Annotated in this window: 15 protein-coding genes and 1 tRNA gene; 3 read left to right on the plus strand and 13 right to left on the minus strand. The window is 64.6% G+C overall.

Annotated elements, in window-relative coordinates:
* Both VFZ97_12955 and VFZ97_12960 read right to left on the minus strand, forming a co-directional pair.
* Positions 1–360, minus strand: a 360-nt coding sequence (locus VFZ97_12955; protein HEX6394342.1) for a hypothetical protein, incomplete at its 3' end; no start/stop codon positions are given.
* 18 nt (positions 361–378) lie between these two features.
* Positions 379–1,020 carry a TetR/AcrR family transcriptional regulator gene (locus tag VFZ97_12960; GenBank protein ID HEX6394343.1) on the minus strand — a complete coding sequence of 214 codons (642 nt, stop codon included), beginning with the start codon at positions 1,018–1,020 and terminating at the stop codon, positions 379–381.
* Between the two features lie 172 nt (positions 1,021–1,192).
* Between VFZ97_12960 and VFZ97_12965 the strand changes: the two genes are divergently transcribed.
* The 3 genes from VFZ97_12965 to VFZ97_12975 all read left to right on the plus strand — a co-directional run bounded on the left by VFZ97_12965 (position 1,193) and on the right by VFZ97_12975 (position 3,334).
* Entirely contained in the window at positions 1,193–1,441 is a 249-nt protein-coding gene (locus VFZ97_12965) for a hypothetical protein (protein HEX6394344.1), read from the plus strand.
* A gap of 432 nt (positions 1,442–1,873) precedes the next feature.
* Positions 1,874–2,155 (plus strand): LapA family protein, encoded by a 282-nt coding sequence (locus VFZ97_12970; GenBank protein HEX6394345.1) that lies wholly within the window; start codon positions 1,874–1,876, stop codon positions 2,153–2,155.
* A 102-nt stretch (positions 2,156–2,257) separates the two neighbouring features.
* The gene (locus tag VFZ97_12975) at positions 2,258–3,334 is read left to right on the plus strand and encodes a trypsin-like peptidase domain-containing protein (GenBank protein ID HEX6394346.1); all 1,077 of its coding nucleotides are present in this window, start codon (positions 2,258–2,260) and stop codon (positions 3,332–3,334) included.
* A gap of 81 nt (positions 3,335–3,415) precedes the next feature.
* Here the strand turns inward: VFZ97_12975 and VFZ97_12980 are convergent, their stop codons facing one another.
* The 11 genes from VFZ97_12980 to VFZ97_13030 form a co-directional block, all read right to left on the minus strand.
* Positions 3,416–4,213, minus strand: a complete 798-nt coding sequence (locus VFZ97_12980; protein HEX6394347.1) for a hypothetical protein — start codon at positions 4,211–4,213, stop codon at positions 3,416–3,418.
* A 146-nt stretch (positions 4,214–4,359) separates the two neighbouring features.
* Complete coding sequence (locus tag VFZ97_12985; GenBank protein HEX6394348.1) at positions 4,360–6,465, minus strand: hypothetical protein; 2,106 nt, start codon at positions 6,463–6,465, stop codon at positions 4,360–4,362.
* A gap of 133 nt (positions 6,466–6,598) precedes the next feature.
* Positions 6,599–7,408, minus strand: a complete 810-nt coding sequence (locus VFZ97_12990) for an ROK family protein (protein ID HEX6394349.1) — start codon at positions 7,406–7,408, stop codon at positions 6,599–6,601.
* Positions 7,385–7,458 (minus strand) — tRNA-Ile (locus VFZ97_12995). The genes VFZ97_12990 and VFZ97_12995 overlap by 24 nt, the downstream gene beginning before the upstream one ends.
* Positions 7,459–7,555: 97 nt before the next feature.
* On the minus strand, positions 7,556–8,374 hold the full coding sequence (locus tag VFZ97_13000) for a DUF3566 domain-containing protein (GenBank protein HEX6394350.1): 819 nt from the start codon (positions 8,372–8,374) through the stop codon (positions 7,556–7,558).
* Positions 8,375–8,396: 22 nt separating this feature from the next.
* On the minus strand, positions 8,397–10,874 hold the full coding sequence (gene gyrA / locus VFZ97_13005; GenBank protein HEX6394351.1) for a DNA gyrase subunit A: 2,478 nt from the start codon (positions 10,872–10,874) through the stop codon (positions 8,397–8,399).
* The gene (locus tag VFZ97_13010) at positions 10,871–12,820 is read right to left on the minus strand and encodes a DNA gyrase subunit B (protein ID HEX6394352.1); all 1,950 of its coding nucleotides are present in this window, start codon (positions 12,818–12,820) and stop codon (positions 10,871–10,873) included. The genes gyrA and VFZ97_13010 overlap by 4 nt, the downstream gene beginning before the upstream one ends.
* A gap of 113 nt (positions 12,821–12,933) precedes the next feature.
* Entirely contained in the window at positions 12,934–13,320 is a 387-nt protein-coding gene (locus tag VFZ97_13015) for a DUF721 domain-containing protein (GenBank protein ID HEX6394353.1), read from the minus strand.
* Positions 13,317–14,462, minus strand: a complete 1,146-nt coding sequence (locus VFZ97_13020) for a DNA replication/repair protein RecF (GenBank protein ID HEX6394354.1) — start codon at positions 14,460–14,462, stop codon at positions 13,317–13,319. The genes VFZ97_13015 and VFZ97_13020 overlap by 4 nt, the downstream gene beginning before the upstream one ends.
* Positions 14,459–15,559 (minus strand): DNA polymerase III subunit beta, encoded by a 1,101-nt coding sequence (gene dnaN, locus VFZ97_13025; GenBank protein ID HEX6394355.1) that lies wholly within the window; start codon positions 15,557–15,559, stop codon positions 14,459–14,461. The genes VFZ97_13020 and dnaN overlap by 4 nt, the downstream gene beginning before the upstream one ends.
* 258 nt (positions 15,560–15,817) lie before the next feature.
* Positions 15,818–16,555 (minus strand): chromosomal replication initiator protein DnaA (locus VFZ97_13030; GenBank protein ID HEX6394356.1); only part of this gene is annotated, 738 nt, incomplete at its 5' end.

Consider the following 16,555-nt stretch of genomic DNA (forward strand, 5'->3'; position numbering starts at 1 on the left):
CAGCACGATCTCGACTGGGATCCCCCAAGGCGCCTTCGTGCGGATGAGGCGCTCCACCTGCCGCGATCGCAGTTCGTCGTCGGACCCCTTCTCCACATCGAAGCCGCCGGACTGAAGCCGATCGACGATGCGTTCGAAGGCGTCTTCACCGGTCGCCTCGAAGCCGACGAAGATGGCGTCGTTGGCGGGCCCGGGCTGCGCTGTGATCCGATAGGAACGGTCGTCGTTGCGCCAACTCAGTCCGGACGGGCTGCCCGGTTCACCGGGAAGGAGGCCGATCACCTCCTCGAAGAACCCGGTGAGCGAGGCGGGGTCGGGCACCTCGAGGCCGAGGTAGCCGAGTTCGAGTTCGTGTTGCATTGGTCCCCTCCTTGATGGTCAGGATCCGAATAGCAGGCGGCACACCGCGTTGGCATGGGCTTCCACGACTGCCTGGTCGGTCGCTTCAACCCCCGCCAGGCGGCGGCACTCAGGTCCGAGCACGAACATGGTCGGACCCGCCCCGGTGATGATGTAGTACAGATGCTCCACCGGGATGTCCGGCAGCAGGTCCTGCTCCACCAAGCGGGCGAGTCGCTGCGTGGTCGCCTCGTACAAGGGCCGGATGTGCCGCTCGACCAGCCAGTCCATTCGCGGACCGTCGGTCTTGCATTCCTGGGTGATGATCCGGTGCACCTGCGGGCGCTCGGCGGAGAAGAAGATGAATTCCCGCACGAGGAGGCGCATCGTCGTGAGGTCGTCGACTCCCCGCAGCCCGTCCTGGCGGGCGGCCAACGCATCGCTGAGATCCTCGAAGAGTCCGTCCACCGCGGCGCGCCAAAGGTCGTCCTTCGAGCGGAAGTGGTAGTTCAACAGCGGTTGGGTCACTCCCGCCCGCGCCGCGATCTCGCGGGTGGTGGCGCCCTCGAACGAACGCTCGGAGAACAAGTCCAGCGCCGCTGCGAGGATCCGCTCACGGGTCGAATCTGCTGAGGGCCGTGCTACGCGTGCAGTGTCGCCTAGTCCGGCCAATCCGGTCACACGACAAACCTTATCGACTGATCAGGAAAACTGCAATACCCTGTTCACTAGATCAGGTCGGTTACCGTCGCCAGATGGCGCCTGGTGCGACCATGTAGACGGCCGTCGAGCCAGCGACACATACAACGGAGGCCACCATGGCGCCCCAAAACGCAGCCGCGCCAGCACCCCGATGCTCATCGCCAGCTTGGGGGTGGTCGCCATAGGAGCCGCACTTCCATTCACCCCCTGCCCCCACGCACTCGGATTCCGGTCATTGCCCGCCGGCTACTTCGGGGCGCTGCTTGCCATGATCGTCGCTTACCTCACCCTCGTCGAGCTAGGAAGCGCGAGTTCTTCCATCACTGGCACCCGGGCATCGCCCCTTCCCGCAACCATCAGAAGCGGCGACCCGACCGACGCGCCGCCCGCTTCAGCCTGAGACGGCCGCCCGCCGAGGCGACTAACCGGACCCATTTCGGAAGAACAGCGGCGTTATTGCAGAGGGCGGTTTTGTGGGGCTAGGTGGAATCGAACCACCGACCTCAGCATTATCAGTGCTCGACCCTGATACCCGTGCGCACTTGCCGGTACTGGCTGGCGCTCGATGCCGAAGGTTGGGACCTCCTGGAACGGCTCTGAACCGGGTGGAACGCGCGATAGACGCGCGATAGACCCGGATTGGGCAGCCGGTTAGGCCGAGGCGGCGCGCCTACCGCGACCTCCCGCCACCGAGCGTAGGTCCTCGATTCGGTCCGCAATCCGATTGGACCTCGTGTGGGGTCTCATCAACCTGCTGCAACCGCCAACAGGCGACTACGACCGGCCTAGCATCGACAAGCGGCCTACCACCAACCGACCCGGAGACCGGACGATGACCGATCGAAATGGAATCTCTATCGACAAGTCGGAGCCTCCTTCGCGGTCGGTCGTGGCGGTCAGGTGGGTTCGGTTGGTGGCCGCGGTCGTCATCGTGGCTCTACTCGTGGCCTTCATCGTCGATAACAGCGAGCACGTCAGAGTCGGTTTCGTTTTCGCCCACGCCAGGGTCCGCCTGATCTGGGTTCTCTTGATCACGGCCGCCTTGGGTGCTTTGGCAGGTCGCCTCGTGCCCCGGCTCCGTGCGAGTCGGGGCCGACGGCGGCCGGATAGGTAGGCGAGGCCGGCCACGCTGAGGGTTTCTCAGCCGAATGCCCTTTATATAGTTGGTTGTCGCGGATAATCGCCGGTTCAGTTCGGGCTTTTCAAGGAGGGACGGGTGACCAGCCCCGCTACTGGTGGTCGGCTCCGTCCACGCTGGTGGCCTTGGGCCGGGATAGTGGGGGCGTTGCTCCTCGGCGGCCTCATTTCCGGGCTGAGCGTAGCGGTGACGGAAGGCTCCTCGCGCCTGTCCAGCTCGACAGAGTGTTCGGCCACAACGGTCGCGAACGACGCGTTGCCGTCGGTGGTCACGATCTCTGCAAGTGGGGCGTCGGGTGGAGGAACCGGCTCGGGCGAGGTCATTCGTCGTGACGGCTACATCCTGACGAATAACCACGTGATCTCGATAGCGGCCAACGGGGGCCGTGTCTCTGTGCTGTTCAGCCAAGGAACCACCGCCCCGGCCACAATCATCGGTCGGGATCCGAAGACCGATCTCGCCGTGATCAAGGTGAACGAGTCGAACTCGCTACCTGTCATCCCCTTCGGTAACTCCCGCAACGTCGAGATCGGCGAGCCGGTCGTCGTCCTCGGCGCGCCGCTCGGCCTATCGAGCACAGTGACGAGCGGCATCGTCAGCGCCCTGGGACGCAATATTGAGGTCCCCTCGGACAACGGCAATAACGCTCTTCTAGTTGGGGCCATCCAAACCGATGCCGCAATCAACCCCGGCAACAGCGGGGGGGCCATGACCGACTGTTCGGGCCGTCTGATCGGTGTGCCGACGGCCGGTGCCACCGTCCCTAACGCGTCGGGCCAGGGCAGTGCCGGTAGCGTCGGCCTTGGATTCGCCATACCGGCCAACCTCGCCAAGTCGGTGTCCGACGAGATCATCTCAACCGGCCGTGTCACCCACTCCTTCTTCGGAATCTCAGTCGTGCCTATCCAGGCGGCCGCAGATACGGCCGGTACGGGTCAGGGCCTCTACGTGGTCACCGTCACCCCGGGGGGTCCGGCTGCCGTCGCAGGCCTGCGCACTGACGATGTCATCACCAAGGTCGATGGGGAGCCAGCTGTCGACCCCAACCAGCTGTTCGCCCTTACCCTCACCAAACGGGCAGGCGACACCGTATCAATCACCTATGAGCGCAACGGCCAGTCGGCCACCACCGCGGTCACCCTCGGCAGCCAGTGAGGGGGGCTCGAGCGCTGCGAAGTGAGGTGCTCTGCGTAAGTCGTCGGACACCACCTTCGGCTGAAGGGTTGCGTGGCGGTCTCACGTTGGATCCGATCTGATGTCCGGGCTGCAGGTTCTGCTCGATTGACGCCGATGCACCACCCGGTACAGACCGAAGACAATCGCCGTTGCCACTACCCCGAGCGCAGCGAGCTGAGCGGGGCCGAGTTCCGGCCCGGTGCCCGAATGGCGGTAACCACCCGACTCGAGGCCGGCCAGCCGTTCGAAGTGGTTGCGTGAGCCGGGGAAGAAGAAATCGTCAACGGCATACGCGACGGGAAAGGCGAGGGGACCCCCAATGATGGTAGCGACCGCCCATTGCGGCCTGTGCCGCGCCTCATGCCCGGCAAGCGTGGTCAAATCCTCGCGGCTGAGGTGGGCGAACCCCGGCGAGAGGACGATGTCGCCCAAGTTCGTCGCCCTCGTTCCAGCGACGCTGGAGGGCACCGACACGTAGTAATCCGATGAACTTGACAGACAGATATGCGCGTCAAAGGCCCGCCCATACAGAAGCCCTATACCAGTCTCCGGTGCCGTCGCCACTTGCTGTGTCAGCAGCCATGCATCAAAGCCACCTCTACGGCTAGCGGCTTGCACAACCCCGTGCGGGGCGCAGGTTGGCACGGCCTGAATATCGGCATCGATTCGCCAGGCGACACCGACTGTGATCGTCAGCAAGCCGGCCGCGATGAGGGCGACACGGACCCGCCCGAGCGGTGCAACGGGTTGGTTTGCCGACCGGTGCCGCCGCCACCACCAGGCCAACCCGAGAATGCCGCCGAGCAGAAAGGCGCAGAGGATACCGAGCGTTGCCTGAGCACGACGCGGCAGCGTCACGATCACACGGTAAATCATCGACAACGCGTGAGTTGATGGACCCCAGAGACAGCCGACAATCGAGATGCACCGGAGGTGTGGCTGGCTACTTACTCGTGTCGCCTTGGCCGTGTATTCCGACGCGGACTAGCAGCAGCATGATGATTTTATGGGGGGGCAAGGCCATTGAGCTGGTCGACAGCTCGAAAGACATCGCCTTCGTTGTAGAAGTTGACGGCGACGAAGTTGGGCAGGTGCTGTCGTTCCGCCTGACAGCGTTGCAGATAGGGCCAAAGCACGTCATAAGCATTGATCCTGCGGGCGTTTGAGACCAGGGACTGGAAGCCGCTGAGCCAGTAGTTCACCAGGAACAGCGGGTTGGTGGCCGAACCTCGGTTGAGCCCGCAGTTCAGCGACGCGACCGTCGGGTTGTTGAAGGGTGTGTCTTGGGCAACGTCGAAACCCTGCTGCAACCACGGGTCGGCCTTTGCTCCTCCGTTGTTCTCCATCAAGACCACGACGCGGTGGCCAGACGCAATCATCTGGCCCAGGGTCGGCCACGGCTTCCCGGGTTGAGGGGTATATACGTCACGCAACAAGCCGGCTTGGCGGAAAACCGTGGCCGTGTCAGCCGGTGACACGTAATCCTCGATGAAGAATGTCACGACCTCGCGCGGGTGGGCGTCCAGCCAGGAGCGGACCTCGGCCATGGCCGGCTGCCACTCGGTGGCCCCGATCTCGCACAGGCCGTGGCACAGGTACGCCATCACGGGCCCGGTGGGGGTGGGTGAGAGGGCGTCCCGCAGCCGGAGAGCGCTGGTCACCGCGGCGGCGCCGAAGAGCCGCTCGGCTTCGGCCAAGGCGGCATCGTGGCTGCCGGGGGCGGTGACGATCAGGCCCGGGGTTGTTGTGGTCTGGCCATACCAGGTATCGATGAGCAGGACCCGGACACCGGAGTCGAGCTGGCCGATCAGCCCTGTCGGCTGTTCGGGTATGAACCATCCCGGCTCGTCCGCCGCTGACATTGCGTTGTGGGTGGCGACGAAGGCCACGTCGTTGTAGGGGCGCTCGCAAAGCTGGACGTAGCCGTTGCAGCCCTTCCCGGTGGCGGCAGCGATGGGAACCTGGCGCGAAGCCGGAGCGCTGTCGAACGCGACAAGCCCGCCCACCAGGGCCACCGCTGTCATCGACGCAACAATCTTGACCCGCAGGGGCCGTGAGGGCCGTCCGGGTCGCTCCGGTCGCGGTAACCGGCGCGAGACGCCCGCAGCGGCAGCGATTTCCGCCGCACCTGCGACCAGCACTATCAGGCCGATCGAGCCGCCCACGACCCCAAACACGAGTTGCGGTCGGAGCAGAGCGCCCAGCCCTGCGGCAACCAACGTCACCCCTCGACCGATGGCATGCCACTTTCGGTCAGGCGCTTGCGTGATGGCGGCCCAGGCCCGCGTGGCGCCAGCGGAGAGGTCGACCCGCGGGACCGCACCGGCGGCCGTCGCCGCGACGAGCACCCCAGAAACTGCGGTCACGGCCGCCACCGCCCACAGCGGCCGGCCAAACTGCCGCCACGACGCCGCAACGAGTGACCCGTGCAGGGTGGACGTATCGGCCGCCGACGCCACCAATTCACCTGCGAAAGCAAGCATCCCGACCGCCACCCCGGCCCCAAGTACAGCCCAGCCGACGCGAACCGTGGCACGCAGCCGATCCGAAGCTGCCAACAGCGCGCCGGCGAAGGCCAGCAACGCCAACAGGGGCAGCAGCCATGCCAACAAGCCCACGAGATGCGCCAGATGGATCGTCCTAGCGGCGAAACTGCGCGAGCCGACGCTGGCCAGCGTCACTGACAGGTCGGGCGGAATCGGGGCGGCTGTTTGAGGCACCAAAAGGGGCAGCATCCCCGACAGCACCGCTCCAACGTCCACCAGTCGCCAAACCACTGGGCCCGGTCCCGCCTCTGTGAACGAAGCGTGCGCCTGTCGGGCGGCGGCCCTGACGACAGGGCTGAATGCCGGACTACCCACCAACGCGATCGACGTCGCCTCCACGAGGGGACGAAGCGCTACCAGATCAGGACTCGCGGCCAATGCCCGGGTCGTGATGGCCTCGCCGATCTGTCGGCTGACAGCGGGATCGCGCCGCACCGCGTCAACGTGGCTGGCGAACTGCGAACCGTCCAGCACCTGGCGGTTTACCACTCCCGCCACGAGCCCCCCCGCGAGCAAAACCCACGCCAACCCGATGCACAGCGCTGAAACGACACGGCGGGTCATGGCGTCACCGAACAGCGACCCGCGCCCACATCCAGAACGGTAGAAGGCAACCCTGCGCTGCCTCGCTAACCGCAGGTTGCCGGCGGGTCAGGCACCAGTCCGCGTGGGGCCTCGCCATCGCTGGTTGAATGGATCAAATGTGGTCGAGCTCCCACAGCTTGATCCCTCCGAGGATGCCAGCGGCATTGTCGACAAGCTTCACTCTATGGCCTAGATCGATGTCGACCTTCCTTGCATTGCCGCCCCCGACGTAGAGCCGGTCGATATGTAGGAGGACATCGAACATCTCAACGGCAGCAAGGACGCGCTTGCTCCACCGTCGGTTCCCGATGCGTCGGCGAGTGCTGTCCCCCAGGTGGTCCTGGAAGGTGCCCCGCCCCTGAAACGGCATCAGGGCCAGTTCCAAATGCGGGGTGGGCGTTCCATCGAGAAACACGGCCGTCCCGAGCCCCGTTCCCAGAGTGATCACCAGCTCCAACCCTTCACCCGAGATGACCGCGAGCCCATGCATGTCCGCGTCGTTTGAGAGGCGCGTCGGTTTCCCGAGTCGGCCCTCGAGCTCGGCCGCGAGCGGGAAACCGGCCCACGCACCCACAAGTTTCCGAGACAGCGCCGTTCCAGGCCCGCCCTTGGTCGAGAGATTGGGCGCATTGAGCACCCGGCCGTCCCGCACGAAACCTGGAAATCCCACCGAGACGCGATCCCAGCGCGGAAGCCCGTAGGTCAGCTTGTCGAGCTCGCGGATCAGGACCCGAGGCGGGCAAGGATACGGAGTCCTCGTACGAACCCGGTCGACGATCTTCCCACCCTCGGCATTAAGAACCGACGCCTTAAGGCCCGTGCCGCCTATGTCGATCGCGAGCGTCGTCGGGCCGACCCGTCTTCTTGTTCGTCGTGGGGCGGCTTGGTGACGGACACGTGGGGCTAGGTGGAATCGAACCACCGACCTCAGCATTATCAGTGCTGCGCTCTAACCGGCTGAGCTATAGCCCCGGAATCGGGAACTTCGAGCGTACACGAAGGTCGCAAGGGGCCACCCTGGGCATCCCGAGGAGCCGCCGACGCAGACCAACCCGCTGGGAGAATCTCTCTACACCTCGTCTTCCGCCGGCGCGGACACCCCGATGCGGATACCCCCCACGACCTCGCTGATGAGGTTGTAGATGACGGCCGCCAGAACGTTGGCGATCGTCCCGGCGACAGCCAGAACGGCGCCGGCGGCGCTCGCGTAGAGGGCGATGGTCACCGGATGGAGGACAAAGGTCTTCACGTCGAACAGCGACCTCACCGACCTCTGGATCGAGTCGACGGCTCCGAAGAGGTCGGCGACCAGCCAGAGCAGGATGGAAGCCACTACGAAAATCACAAGCAGGATCACGTAGAAGACGATCGACACCTTGGCAACCGAGTAGACGTCCACCTCGGTGACGACCCGAGTGTCGCGATCGAAGTCCGTACGCCGACCGACGGCCGGGCTCGACAACGACGAAGGCGGCACGCCGTTAGACCGGCGAGCACTTGACACCACTCCCCCGGAGGTTCGGGTGCGGGGCACGGGCCCGGGAGACGGGCGGGTCAGGTTGGTTACTGACCGTGCAAGGTCGCGGAACAGGCGTACCGGTGCTCCGTCGCTGACAGCCGACAACACCGAGCGCCGAGCCGTCGACGCCGCAGTGGTGGGCTTGCGCAAGTTGCGGTTCCGGGCGTCCCATTTCTCGTCCTTGGGAGGACGCGATGTGACGCGCCTATCAGCCGGCCGGGGCCGGGTGGCCATCCCGTCGCCATTCTGCCGCCTGGGCGCGGACCTGCCGAGCGAGCCATATTCGGCCGGCAGCGGCGAACCCCATCCCTTCCCGCGAGAATCACCTGTGGTGGTCTCGGTCTCTCCACGAGCGGGACGGTCTGCCATCAGCCGCCTTGTCCCGGCATCCTCACGCGGTTTCCTCAACCGCGAGGACGGGAGCAACTGAGCCGACCACCTGCCCCGAATCGAGGGTTACAACACGAACGCCGGTGGCGTCGCGACCCTGGCTGGATATCTCCCGGACCGCCATGCGGACCGTGATCCCTGCCGACGAGGTAACGATGATCTCGTCGTCGAGTCCGACCATGAAGGCTGAGACGACCCGGCCGCGCTGAGCCGTCAGCTTGATCCCCTTGACTCCTATCCCACCGCGGCCTTGACGGTTGAAGTGATGAAGTTGGGTCCGCTTGCCGTAACCCGCGTCGGTGACGATGAGGATGCTCGCGTCGTCGCGGGCAGGGTCGATGGAAACTACTTCGTCGCCCGATCGGAGCTGCATGCCGCGAACCCCGGCCGCGTCACGTCCCATCGGCCTGATGTCCGACTCGGTGAAGCGAATGGCCATACCCATGCGAGAGACCATGAATAGATCGTCGTTCCCACCGGTCGTGATCACGCCGACCAGCTCGTCACCGTCGCGCAGATTGATGGCAATGAAGCCCTCCCGCCGGGACTTGTCGTACTCCGAGAAGGTGGTCTTCTTGACTTGTCCGGCCTTCGTTGCGAACAGGAGAAAACGGTCGGCCGGGAATTCCCGGGTGTCGATCAGTGCCTGGATCCGCTCATCTGGGGCGAGCGGGAGCAGGTTCACGATCGCGGTGCCACGTGCAGTGCGCTCCTTGACCGGCACCTCATAGGCCCGCAACCGGTACACCTTCCCCCGGTTCGAGAAGAACAGGAGGTACGCGTGGGCACTCGTGTGGATGATGCGGGTGACCAGGTCCTCGTCCTTTAGCCGCGCGCCTTGAACCCCGCGCCCGCCACGCCCCTGGGTCCGGAACTGTGCTGCAGGCACAGCTTTTACATACCCCGCCTTGGTCATGGTGATCACAAGGTCCTCGTCGGTGATCAGATCCTCGGCCGACATGTCGCCGTCGTCGAAGGTGATGATGGCACGGCGAGGTTCGGCGAACTCCTCCCGGATCGCGCTCATCTCGCTCTTGATGACGCCCCGCAGGACGCCCTCGTCGGCGAGGATCCTCTCGAGTTCGGCGATCGTCTCGCGAAGCTTTGCGAGCTCCTCCTCGAGCTGAGCCCGTCCCAGTCGAGTGAGCCGCGACAGCGGCATGTCCAGGATGTGTTCGGCCTGAACTTCGGTGAACTCGAACGGGGCCGCCATGAGTGCGGTCCTGGCGGCTGCCTTGTCCTCCGACGCCCTGATCGCCGCGATGATCTGGTCGATCAGGTCGAGCGCCTTGATCAGACCCTCGACGATGTGAGCCCGATCGCGCGCCTTGCGCAGCCTGTACTCGGAACGCCGGCGGATCACGTCGACCTGGTGGCTGATGTATGCCCGAAGCGCCCCCACCAGGTTCAGGGTGCGCGGCACTCCGTCGACCAGGGCGACCATGTTGACGCCGAACGATGTTTGTAGCGGGGTGTGCTTGTAGAGGTTGTTGAGCACCACATTCGCGGTGGCGTCCCGCTTCAGGTACACGACCAACTTGGTGCTGTCACCGGCCGACAGGTCGCGTATGTCGCGGATCCCTTCCAGTTCCCTTGCGTTGACGAGGTCGGCGATCTTCTCCAGAATCGCCCTGGGGCTGGCCTGGTAGGGAAGCTCGGTTATGACGATCTCGTCCGTGGTCCGACCTTCGACGATCTCGGCGCGGGCCCGCATCTTGATCGATCCCCGACCCGTCCTGTAGGCGTCAAGGATTCCTTGCCTTCCGAGGATCAGCGCGCCGGTCGGGAAGTCAGGTCCCTTCACGAAATGCATCAGGTCGTCGGACGTCGCCTCGGGATTGTCGATCAGGTGGATCGTCGCGTCGATGACTTCGCCCAGGTTGTGGGGCGGGATGTTCGTCGCCATGCCGACAGCGATGCCCTGACTGCCGTTGACCAGCAGGTTCGGAAAACGCGAGGGCAGGACGACCGGCTCGTCCTCTTCGTTCGTGTAGTTACGCCCCATGTCGACGGTCTCTTCGTCGAGACCATCGATCATGTGCATTGCGAGCTCCGCCAGCCGCGCCTCCGTGTACCGCTCGGCTGCCGGCGGGAAGTCCGGGGAACCGTAGTTGCCGTGGAAGGCGATCAAAGGGTGGCGGAGGCTGAAGGGTTGGGCCATCCGCGCCAAGGCGTCATAGATCGCCTGGTTGCCATGCGGATGGAACCGGCTCATGGTGTCGCCGGTGACCTTCGCGCACTTCACGTGGGGGCGGTCCGGCCGGTACCCCTGAAGGTGCATGTCGTACAGGATCCGGCGGTGGACCGGCTTGAGCCCGTCGCGCACGTCGGGCAAAGCGCGCGCCACGATGACCGACATCGCGTAATCCAGGAAGGAGCGCTCCATCTCCTCCTGAAACTCGATCGGTTGGATCGTGCCTAGGCCTGCCTCGTCGGGCGGGATGCCGTCGCCGCCGTCCGTCGGGGGGACGTCGCTCATATGTCCAGGAACCTCACATCACCGGCGTTGGTCGTAAGAAAGTGTTTCCGCAACTCGACGTCGTCACCCATCAGGATGGAGCACACCTCGTCTGCGAGCGCGGCCTGCTCGACGTCGACTCTCAGCAGAGTTCGCTTGGCCGGATCCATCGTCGTCGACCCGAGTTCCTGCCAGTCCATCTCGCCAAGGCCCTTCAGCCGGTTGAACTCGGCCTTGTGATTCGGACGTTCTGCCAGGAAGCGCTGCCGGTCGGCCTCGTCCTTCAAGTACACCTTCTCTTTACCGACGAGAGTAGAAAAAAGTGGCGGCTGCGCGGCGAACACGTGCCCTTCCTCCACCAGCGGGCGCATCTGCCGGAAGAAGAAGGTCAACAGCAGGGTGCGGATATGACTGCCGTCAACATCGGCGTCAGCCAGGATGATGACCTTGCCATAACGGATCTTTGTCAGGTCGAAGTCGTCACCAAGCCCTGCTCCGATCGCAGCGATCAACGCCTGGATCTCGTTGTTCTTCAGCATCTTGTCGATTCGGGCCCGCTCGACGTTCAGGATCTTCCCCCGGATCGGAAGAATCGCCTGGGTCTGCGGATCGCGCGCACGGACCGCCGACCCGCCGGCCGAGTCACCCTCGACTATGAACAGCTCCGCGTCTTTTGCGTTCTTCGTCGCGCAGTCGGTCAGCTTGCCCGGAAGGCCGGCTCCCTCGAGCGCGGACTTGCGGCGCGTCGCGTCGCGAGCCTGTCGAGCAGCCACGCGCGCTCGCGCGGCTTGGATCGACTTGTTGACAATCTGGCGGGCCTCGGTCGGGTTCTCCTCGAGCCACTCGGCAAGCTTCTCGTTGGTCGCGCGCTCGACGAGCGAACGCATCGAGTCATTGCCGAGCTTCGCCTTGGTCTGGCCCTCGAACTGCGGGTCACGCAGCTTGACCGCGACGATTGCGGTCAAGCCTTCGCGAATGTCCTCTCCGAGAAGGTTGTCTTCCTTCTCCTTGAGGAGGTTCGAGGCGCGGGCATACTTGTTCACCACATTGGTGAGAGCCTTACGGAATCCCTCGACATGGGTTCCGCCCTCGATCGTCGAGATCCCGTTGGCGTACCCGTGGAGTCCCTCGTAGTAGCCGTTGTTGTACTGCAGGGCTACCTCTACCTCCGCGTCGTCCTCGGCCACTTTGTAGTAGCTGACCTTCTTGAACAACGGCTCCTTCGAAGTATTGAGGTGCTTGACGAAGTCGATGATCCCGCCGGTGTACTTGAATACCGCGCTGTCCCCGCCGGGTCGCTCGTCCGTGAAACGGATCTCGAGACCCGCGTTGAGGAAAGCGTAGATCTGGAGGCGCTCGACGATGGTCTGCGCCCGGAACTCGACCTCGTCGAAGATCCGCGTATCGGGCCAGAAAATCACAGTCGTGCCGGTACGCCCCCTCGGCGCAGGTCCGGTCACCTCGAGCTTCGTCTTCGGCTTTCCTCCGTCGGCGAACTCCATCCTGTGATGCTTGCCGTCACGGTCGATGTCCACGATCAACTTGCTCGAAAGCGCGTTGACGACGGACACGCCTACGCCGTGAAGCCCGCCGGACACCTTGTAACCGCTCCCGCCGAACTTGCCACCACCGTGCAGCTTGGTCAGTGCGATCTCGACCCCCGAGAGCTTGTGCTGGGGGTTGACATCTGTCGGGATGCCTCGCCCGTTGTCGTCCACGCGGCATCCGCCGTCGGCGGTCAGGGTCACGTCGATGCGGTCGGCGAATCCGGCCATGGCCTCGTCGACCGAGTTGTCCACCACCTCCCACACCAGGTGGTGCAGCCCGCTCGGGCCGGTCGATCCGATGTACATGCCTGGCCGCTTCCGGACAGGTTCGAGCCCCTCCAGCACGGCCATGTCACGGGCGCTATAGCTGTTCTTTCGACCCTCCTTCTGACCTTCTTCGACGCTCGCTTGCATCGCCATGGACGCGACCTTTCCAACACGGGTTTACAGGACATTCCGAGCGCCACGCGAGAGCTCAAAAGCGCAGGTCAGCAGCCCGAAATTCGATACTTGTATTTTACCAGAGGGGTGGGTCAATCCGGGTCACGGGAGCCCCTTCTGGCGGACTTTTCGCGGGGCCCGGAAAAGCCCTCTGCGACTACCCGAAATTCTACGTCGGCGACCTCGGAAGTGCCCGCAAAAGCGGCGATCTTCGCCACGAGATCCGTACCCAGATAGCGCAGCTGGGCAGCCCAGGCCGGCTGGTCCACGACGACGAGCAAGATCCCGTCGCGAAGGCTCCTCGGTTTCGCGTGAGCGGCGATTTCAGGACCCACCAGGTCGGCCCATTTGGAGAAAACGACACCCAAGATTCCGGCCTTCGACACGCCCAATCCCTGCGTCGCCGAATCCAGGTGTTCACCGACTCTTCTCGGCTCGTTCTCCAGGGCCCGAGGACGCTCGTCCCGCCACGTACTCACGACAGGATCTTTCCGTCCTCGACCCGAAAACGAGCCACCACGTCGGCAGAGGAAGGGACCTCTCCGGCGGTGGTGATGATCGCCTGCCCCTCCGGCAGGCACTTGATCAACGCGTCGGCGCGCGACGCGTCGAGCTCCGAGAACACGTCGTCCAGCAGTAGCACGGGCGAGCTTCCAACCCGGTCGCTCACGATCGAATGGCCCGCGAGTCGGAGCGCGAGCGTCAACGACCGCTGCTCCCCCTGTGAGGCGTGCGTTCTTGCGGGCAGCTCTCCAATCCGAAGGACAACCTCGTCCCGGTGCGGCCCAACCGTGGTGATCCCTCGTCGCAAGTCCTCAGTCCTGGCCGCGTGCAGCGCGTCGAGCAGGGATCCTTCCCAACTTCGCTGGTAGGCGACTCCCACCGTGTTGCGTCCCCGGTGAGCAACCGTCACCGAGAGCTGGCCGTACGAATCCGTGGCGAGCGGTTCGAGCGCATCGGACAACGACTGCCTCGCCAGAGCGAGTCTCTCCCCAGCGTCGGCGAGCTTCGCGTCCCAGACGTTGAGCGTCGAAGCGACCTCTCCCGAGACCCTTTCGATCCCGGCCGTCTTCAGCAGCGCGTTCCGCTGTTTCAAGACGCGGTCAACTTCGGTGATGGTCTCGTCATGGCGGGGATGGAGCGCGACGAGGAGTTCGTCGAGGAACTCCCGCCTCAACTGCGGGCCGGCCTTGACCAGCGCGAGATCGTCGGGCGAAAAGACGGTTACTTGCAAGAAACCCAGCAGGTCTCTTGTACGTCTCAGTGGCTGGCCGTTCAACTGCACCCTGTCCCTGCCGGCGGCGTGCAGCTCTGCCTCGATCAGCAGACGACGAGAATCCCTGACGCCTTCCGCCCTGACGATCGCCTGGCTCTCCCCGCTGCGCACCATCGCCTCTCCCGGGCTTCCCCGGAAGGACTTGAGCGTCGCCAGGTAGGCGACCGCTTCCACCAGGTTTGTCTTCCCCTCCCCGTTCCCCCCGTTGACCACCGTGATCCCCGCCGGCGCCGGCGAGAACTCGGAGGAGTGATAGCTACGGAAGTCGGTCAGCCAGAGACGGTCGATGTGCATGGTGTTCGTCAGATGCGGCGTTGTGAAGGCAACGCCACATCCGCCGCTCAAGAAACTCGCACAGGCATCAGCAGATACAGGTAATCCTCGCCCTCAGTGGGCCGAAGGGTCGCCGGCTTGAGCGCGTCGAGGGTGTCGAGGACGACCTCGTCACCCGTGACTGCTTCGACTCCGTCGATGAGGTAGTTGGGATTGAAGGCGACGGTCATCTCAGCACCCTCGTACTTGGCGTCCACGTCCTCCGTGGCGGTGCCCCAATCGGTCGTGATCACTGTGAGCTCTATCCCGGTCGGACGAAGCGCAATGCGGACAGGTGTGGTGGCGTCGCGTGCAAGCAACTTCACGCGGCGAATGGCATCAAGGAGCGACTCACGCCCGACGATCAGACGGTTCGGGTAGCTGGAGGGAATCAGCTGCCGGTAGTTCGGGAACTCACCTTCGATGAGGCGGGTCGTCAAGGAAACACCCGGCAGGCCGAACGTCGCGTCGTGAGCGCCGAGCCGCAAAGAGACGTCTCCCGGAGCGGATCCCAGCAGGCGCATGAGCTCGTTCAGCGCTCGAGAGGGCACCAGCACCTTCTGGCCCTCGGCCATGACCCCGGTCACCCGGAGGTCTCGGACTGCGAGCCGGTAGGAGTCGGTGGCGACCATCCGCAGCCCGTCGGGTTCGGCCGCCAACAGAACGCCGGTCAGGATGGGGCGGGAATCCTCGCTAGAAGCCGCCCTGGTGACCTGCCGAAGCGCGTCGGCCAAACCGGCGCCGGGCAACGTCACCGTGTCACCTGTCGGCGAGGGAAGCCGCGGGAAGTCATCGGCCGGGTGCGTACGAACGGCAAAATGGGACCGACCGGACGCGATCCGCAGCTCCTCATCGTCTGAGTCCACCGTCACGGCGCCGGGCTCCAACGCCCGCACGATGTCGGTGACCAGCCGCCCCGGAGCCACGGCGACGCCATCCGAGCCGCCGCTCACAGCTGCGTCGACCGTGATGGTCAGGTCCAGATCCGTCCCAGTCACCTGCAGGGAGTCGCCGGACACCGACAGCCGGACGCCGCCTAGCACGGGTAGCGCGCCGCCTCGGCCAGCGACAGCGCGCCCAGCCGTGCTCAACGCTTCAACGAGGACGTCACGCTCGCATCGAAACTTCACCGGAATGCCTTCCCTGCTTCTGATCTTCTAATTGGTAATTCTTGGTAGGGGTGGTAGTAGGGGCTGTGAATTGTGGACAGACCCGAGTTTGCGCTGGTCGGCCCGAATTTGTTCCGACGACAGTTGTCCCCAGAATCCCACAGGCATGAGACCGCAAAGCGGATCCCCTGTGGTCGAAGCCCGGTCAGTCCCCCGAAATAACAAAGCGCCGACACAGGTGCTTCGCACCCTCGTCCCCACAAGAGGCCCCCCCACTCCTCAACTCCCGCCCTTGATGTCGTAAATAAGGGCCGTGACCTGATCGAAGATCTGCCGGCGTTCCCGCATGAGCCCGGCGACCTTCTCGACCGCGTGGATGACCGTGGTGTGGTCGCGCCCCCCGAACTCCCGTGCGATCGCCGGGTAGCTGTAGTCGGTGAGCTCCCGGAACAGATACATCCCGATCTGGCGTGCATTCACCAGGGGACGCCGGCGGCTCGTCCCGCACAGGTCCTCTACCGAGAACCCGAAAGCGGTCGCGGTCGACTCCAGGATGAGCTTGGGCGTGATCTGTCGGGGACGGTCTGCCTCGAGAATGTCCGACAACACCCGAGCCGCAACTTCAACAGTCGGAGGCTCGTGGTTGAGCGACGCGAACGCTGAAACCCGGATTAACGCGCCTTCGAGCTCACGGATGTTGTCCCGTACGTGAGTCGCGATGAGCTCTAGTACGTCCCCGGGGATCGGGACGCGCTCGGCGTCGGCTTTTTTCCGGAGGATTGCAAGGCGCGTCTCGAGCTCTGGAGGTTGAACGTCCGTCGTAAGGCCCCACTCGAAGCGGCTTCGGAGCCTGTCCTCGAGCGTGGCGATGGAACGAGGATGGCGGTCGGACGACAGGACGATCTGCTTGGACCCTTCGTAGAGCCAGTTGAAGGTGTGGAAGAACTCCTCCTGGAGCCCCTCTTTGCCTTCCATGAACTGGATGTCGTCGACGAGCAGCACGTCGCACTCGCGGTA

The sequence above is a fragment of the Acidimicrobiales bacterium genome (assembly GCA_036378675.1).
Classification (GTDB): domain Bacteria; phylum Actinomycetota; class Acidimicrobiia; order Acidimicrobiales; family Palsa-688; genus DASUWA01.

Bases quoted from the DNA above. Each gene is read 5' to 3' on its own strand.
- VFZ97_13000 (HEX6394350.1), bottom strand. From the start codon at position 8,374: ATGGCAGACCGTCCCGCTCGTGGAGAGACCGAGACCACCACAGGTGAT.
- VFZ97_12985 (HEX6394348.1), bottom strand. From the start codon at position 6,465: ATGACCCGCCGTGTCGTTTCAGCGCTGTGCATCGGGTTGGCGTGGGTT.
- VFZ97_12965 (HEX6394344.1), top strand. From the start codon at position 1,193: ATGCTCATCGCCAGCTTGGGGGTGGTCGCCATAGGAGCCGCACTTCCA.
- VFZ97_12970 (HEX6394345.1), top strand. From the start codon at position 1,874: ATGACCGATCGAAATGGAATCTCTATCGACAAGTCGGAGCCTCCTTCG.
- gyrA (HEX6394351.1), bottom strand. From the start codon at position 10,874: ATGAGCGACGTCCCCCCGACGGACGGCGGCGACGGCATCCCGCCCGAC.
- VFZ97_13010 (HEX6394352.1), bottom strand. From the start codon at position 12,820: ATGGCGATGCAAGCGAGCGTCGAAGAAGGTCAGAAGGAGGGTCGAAAG.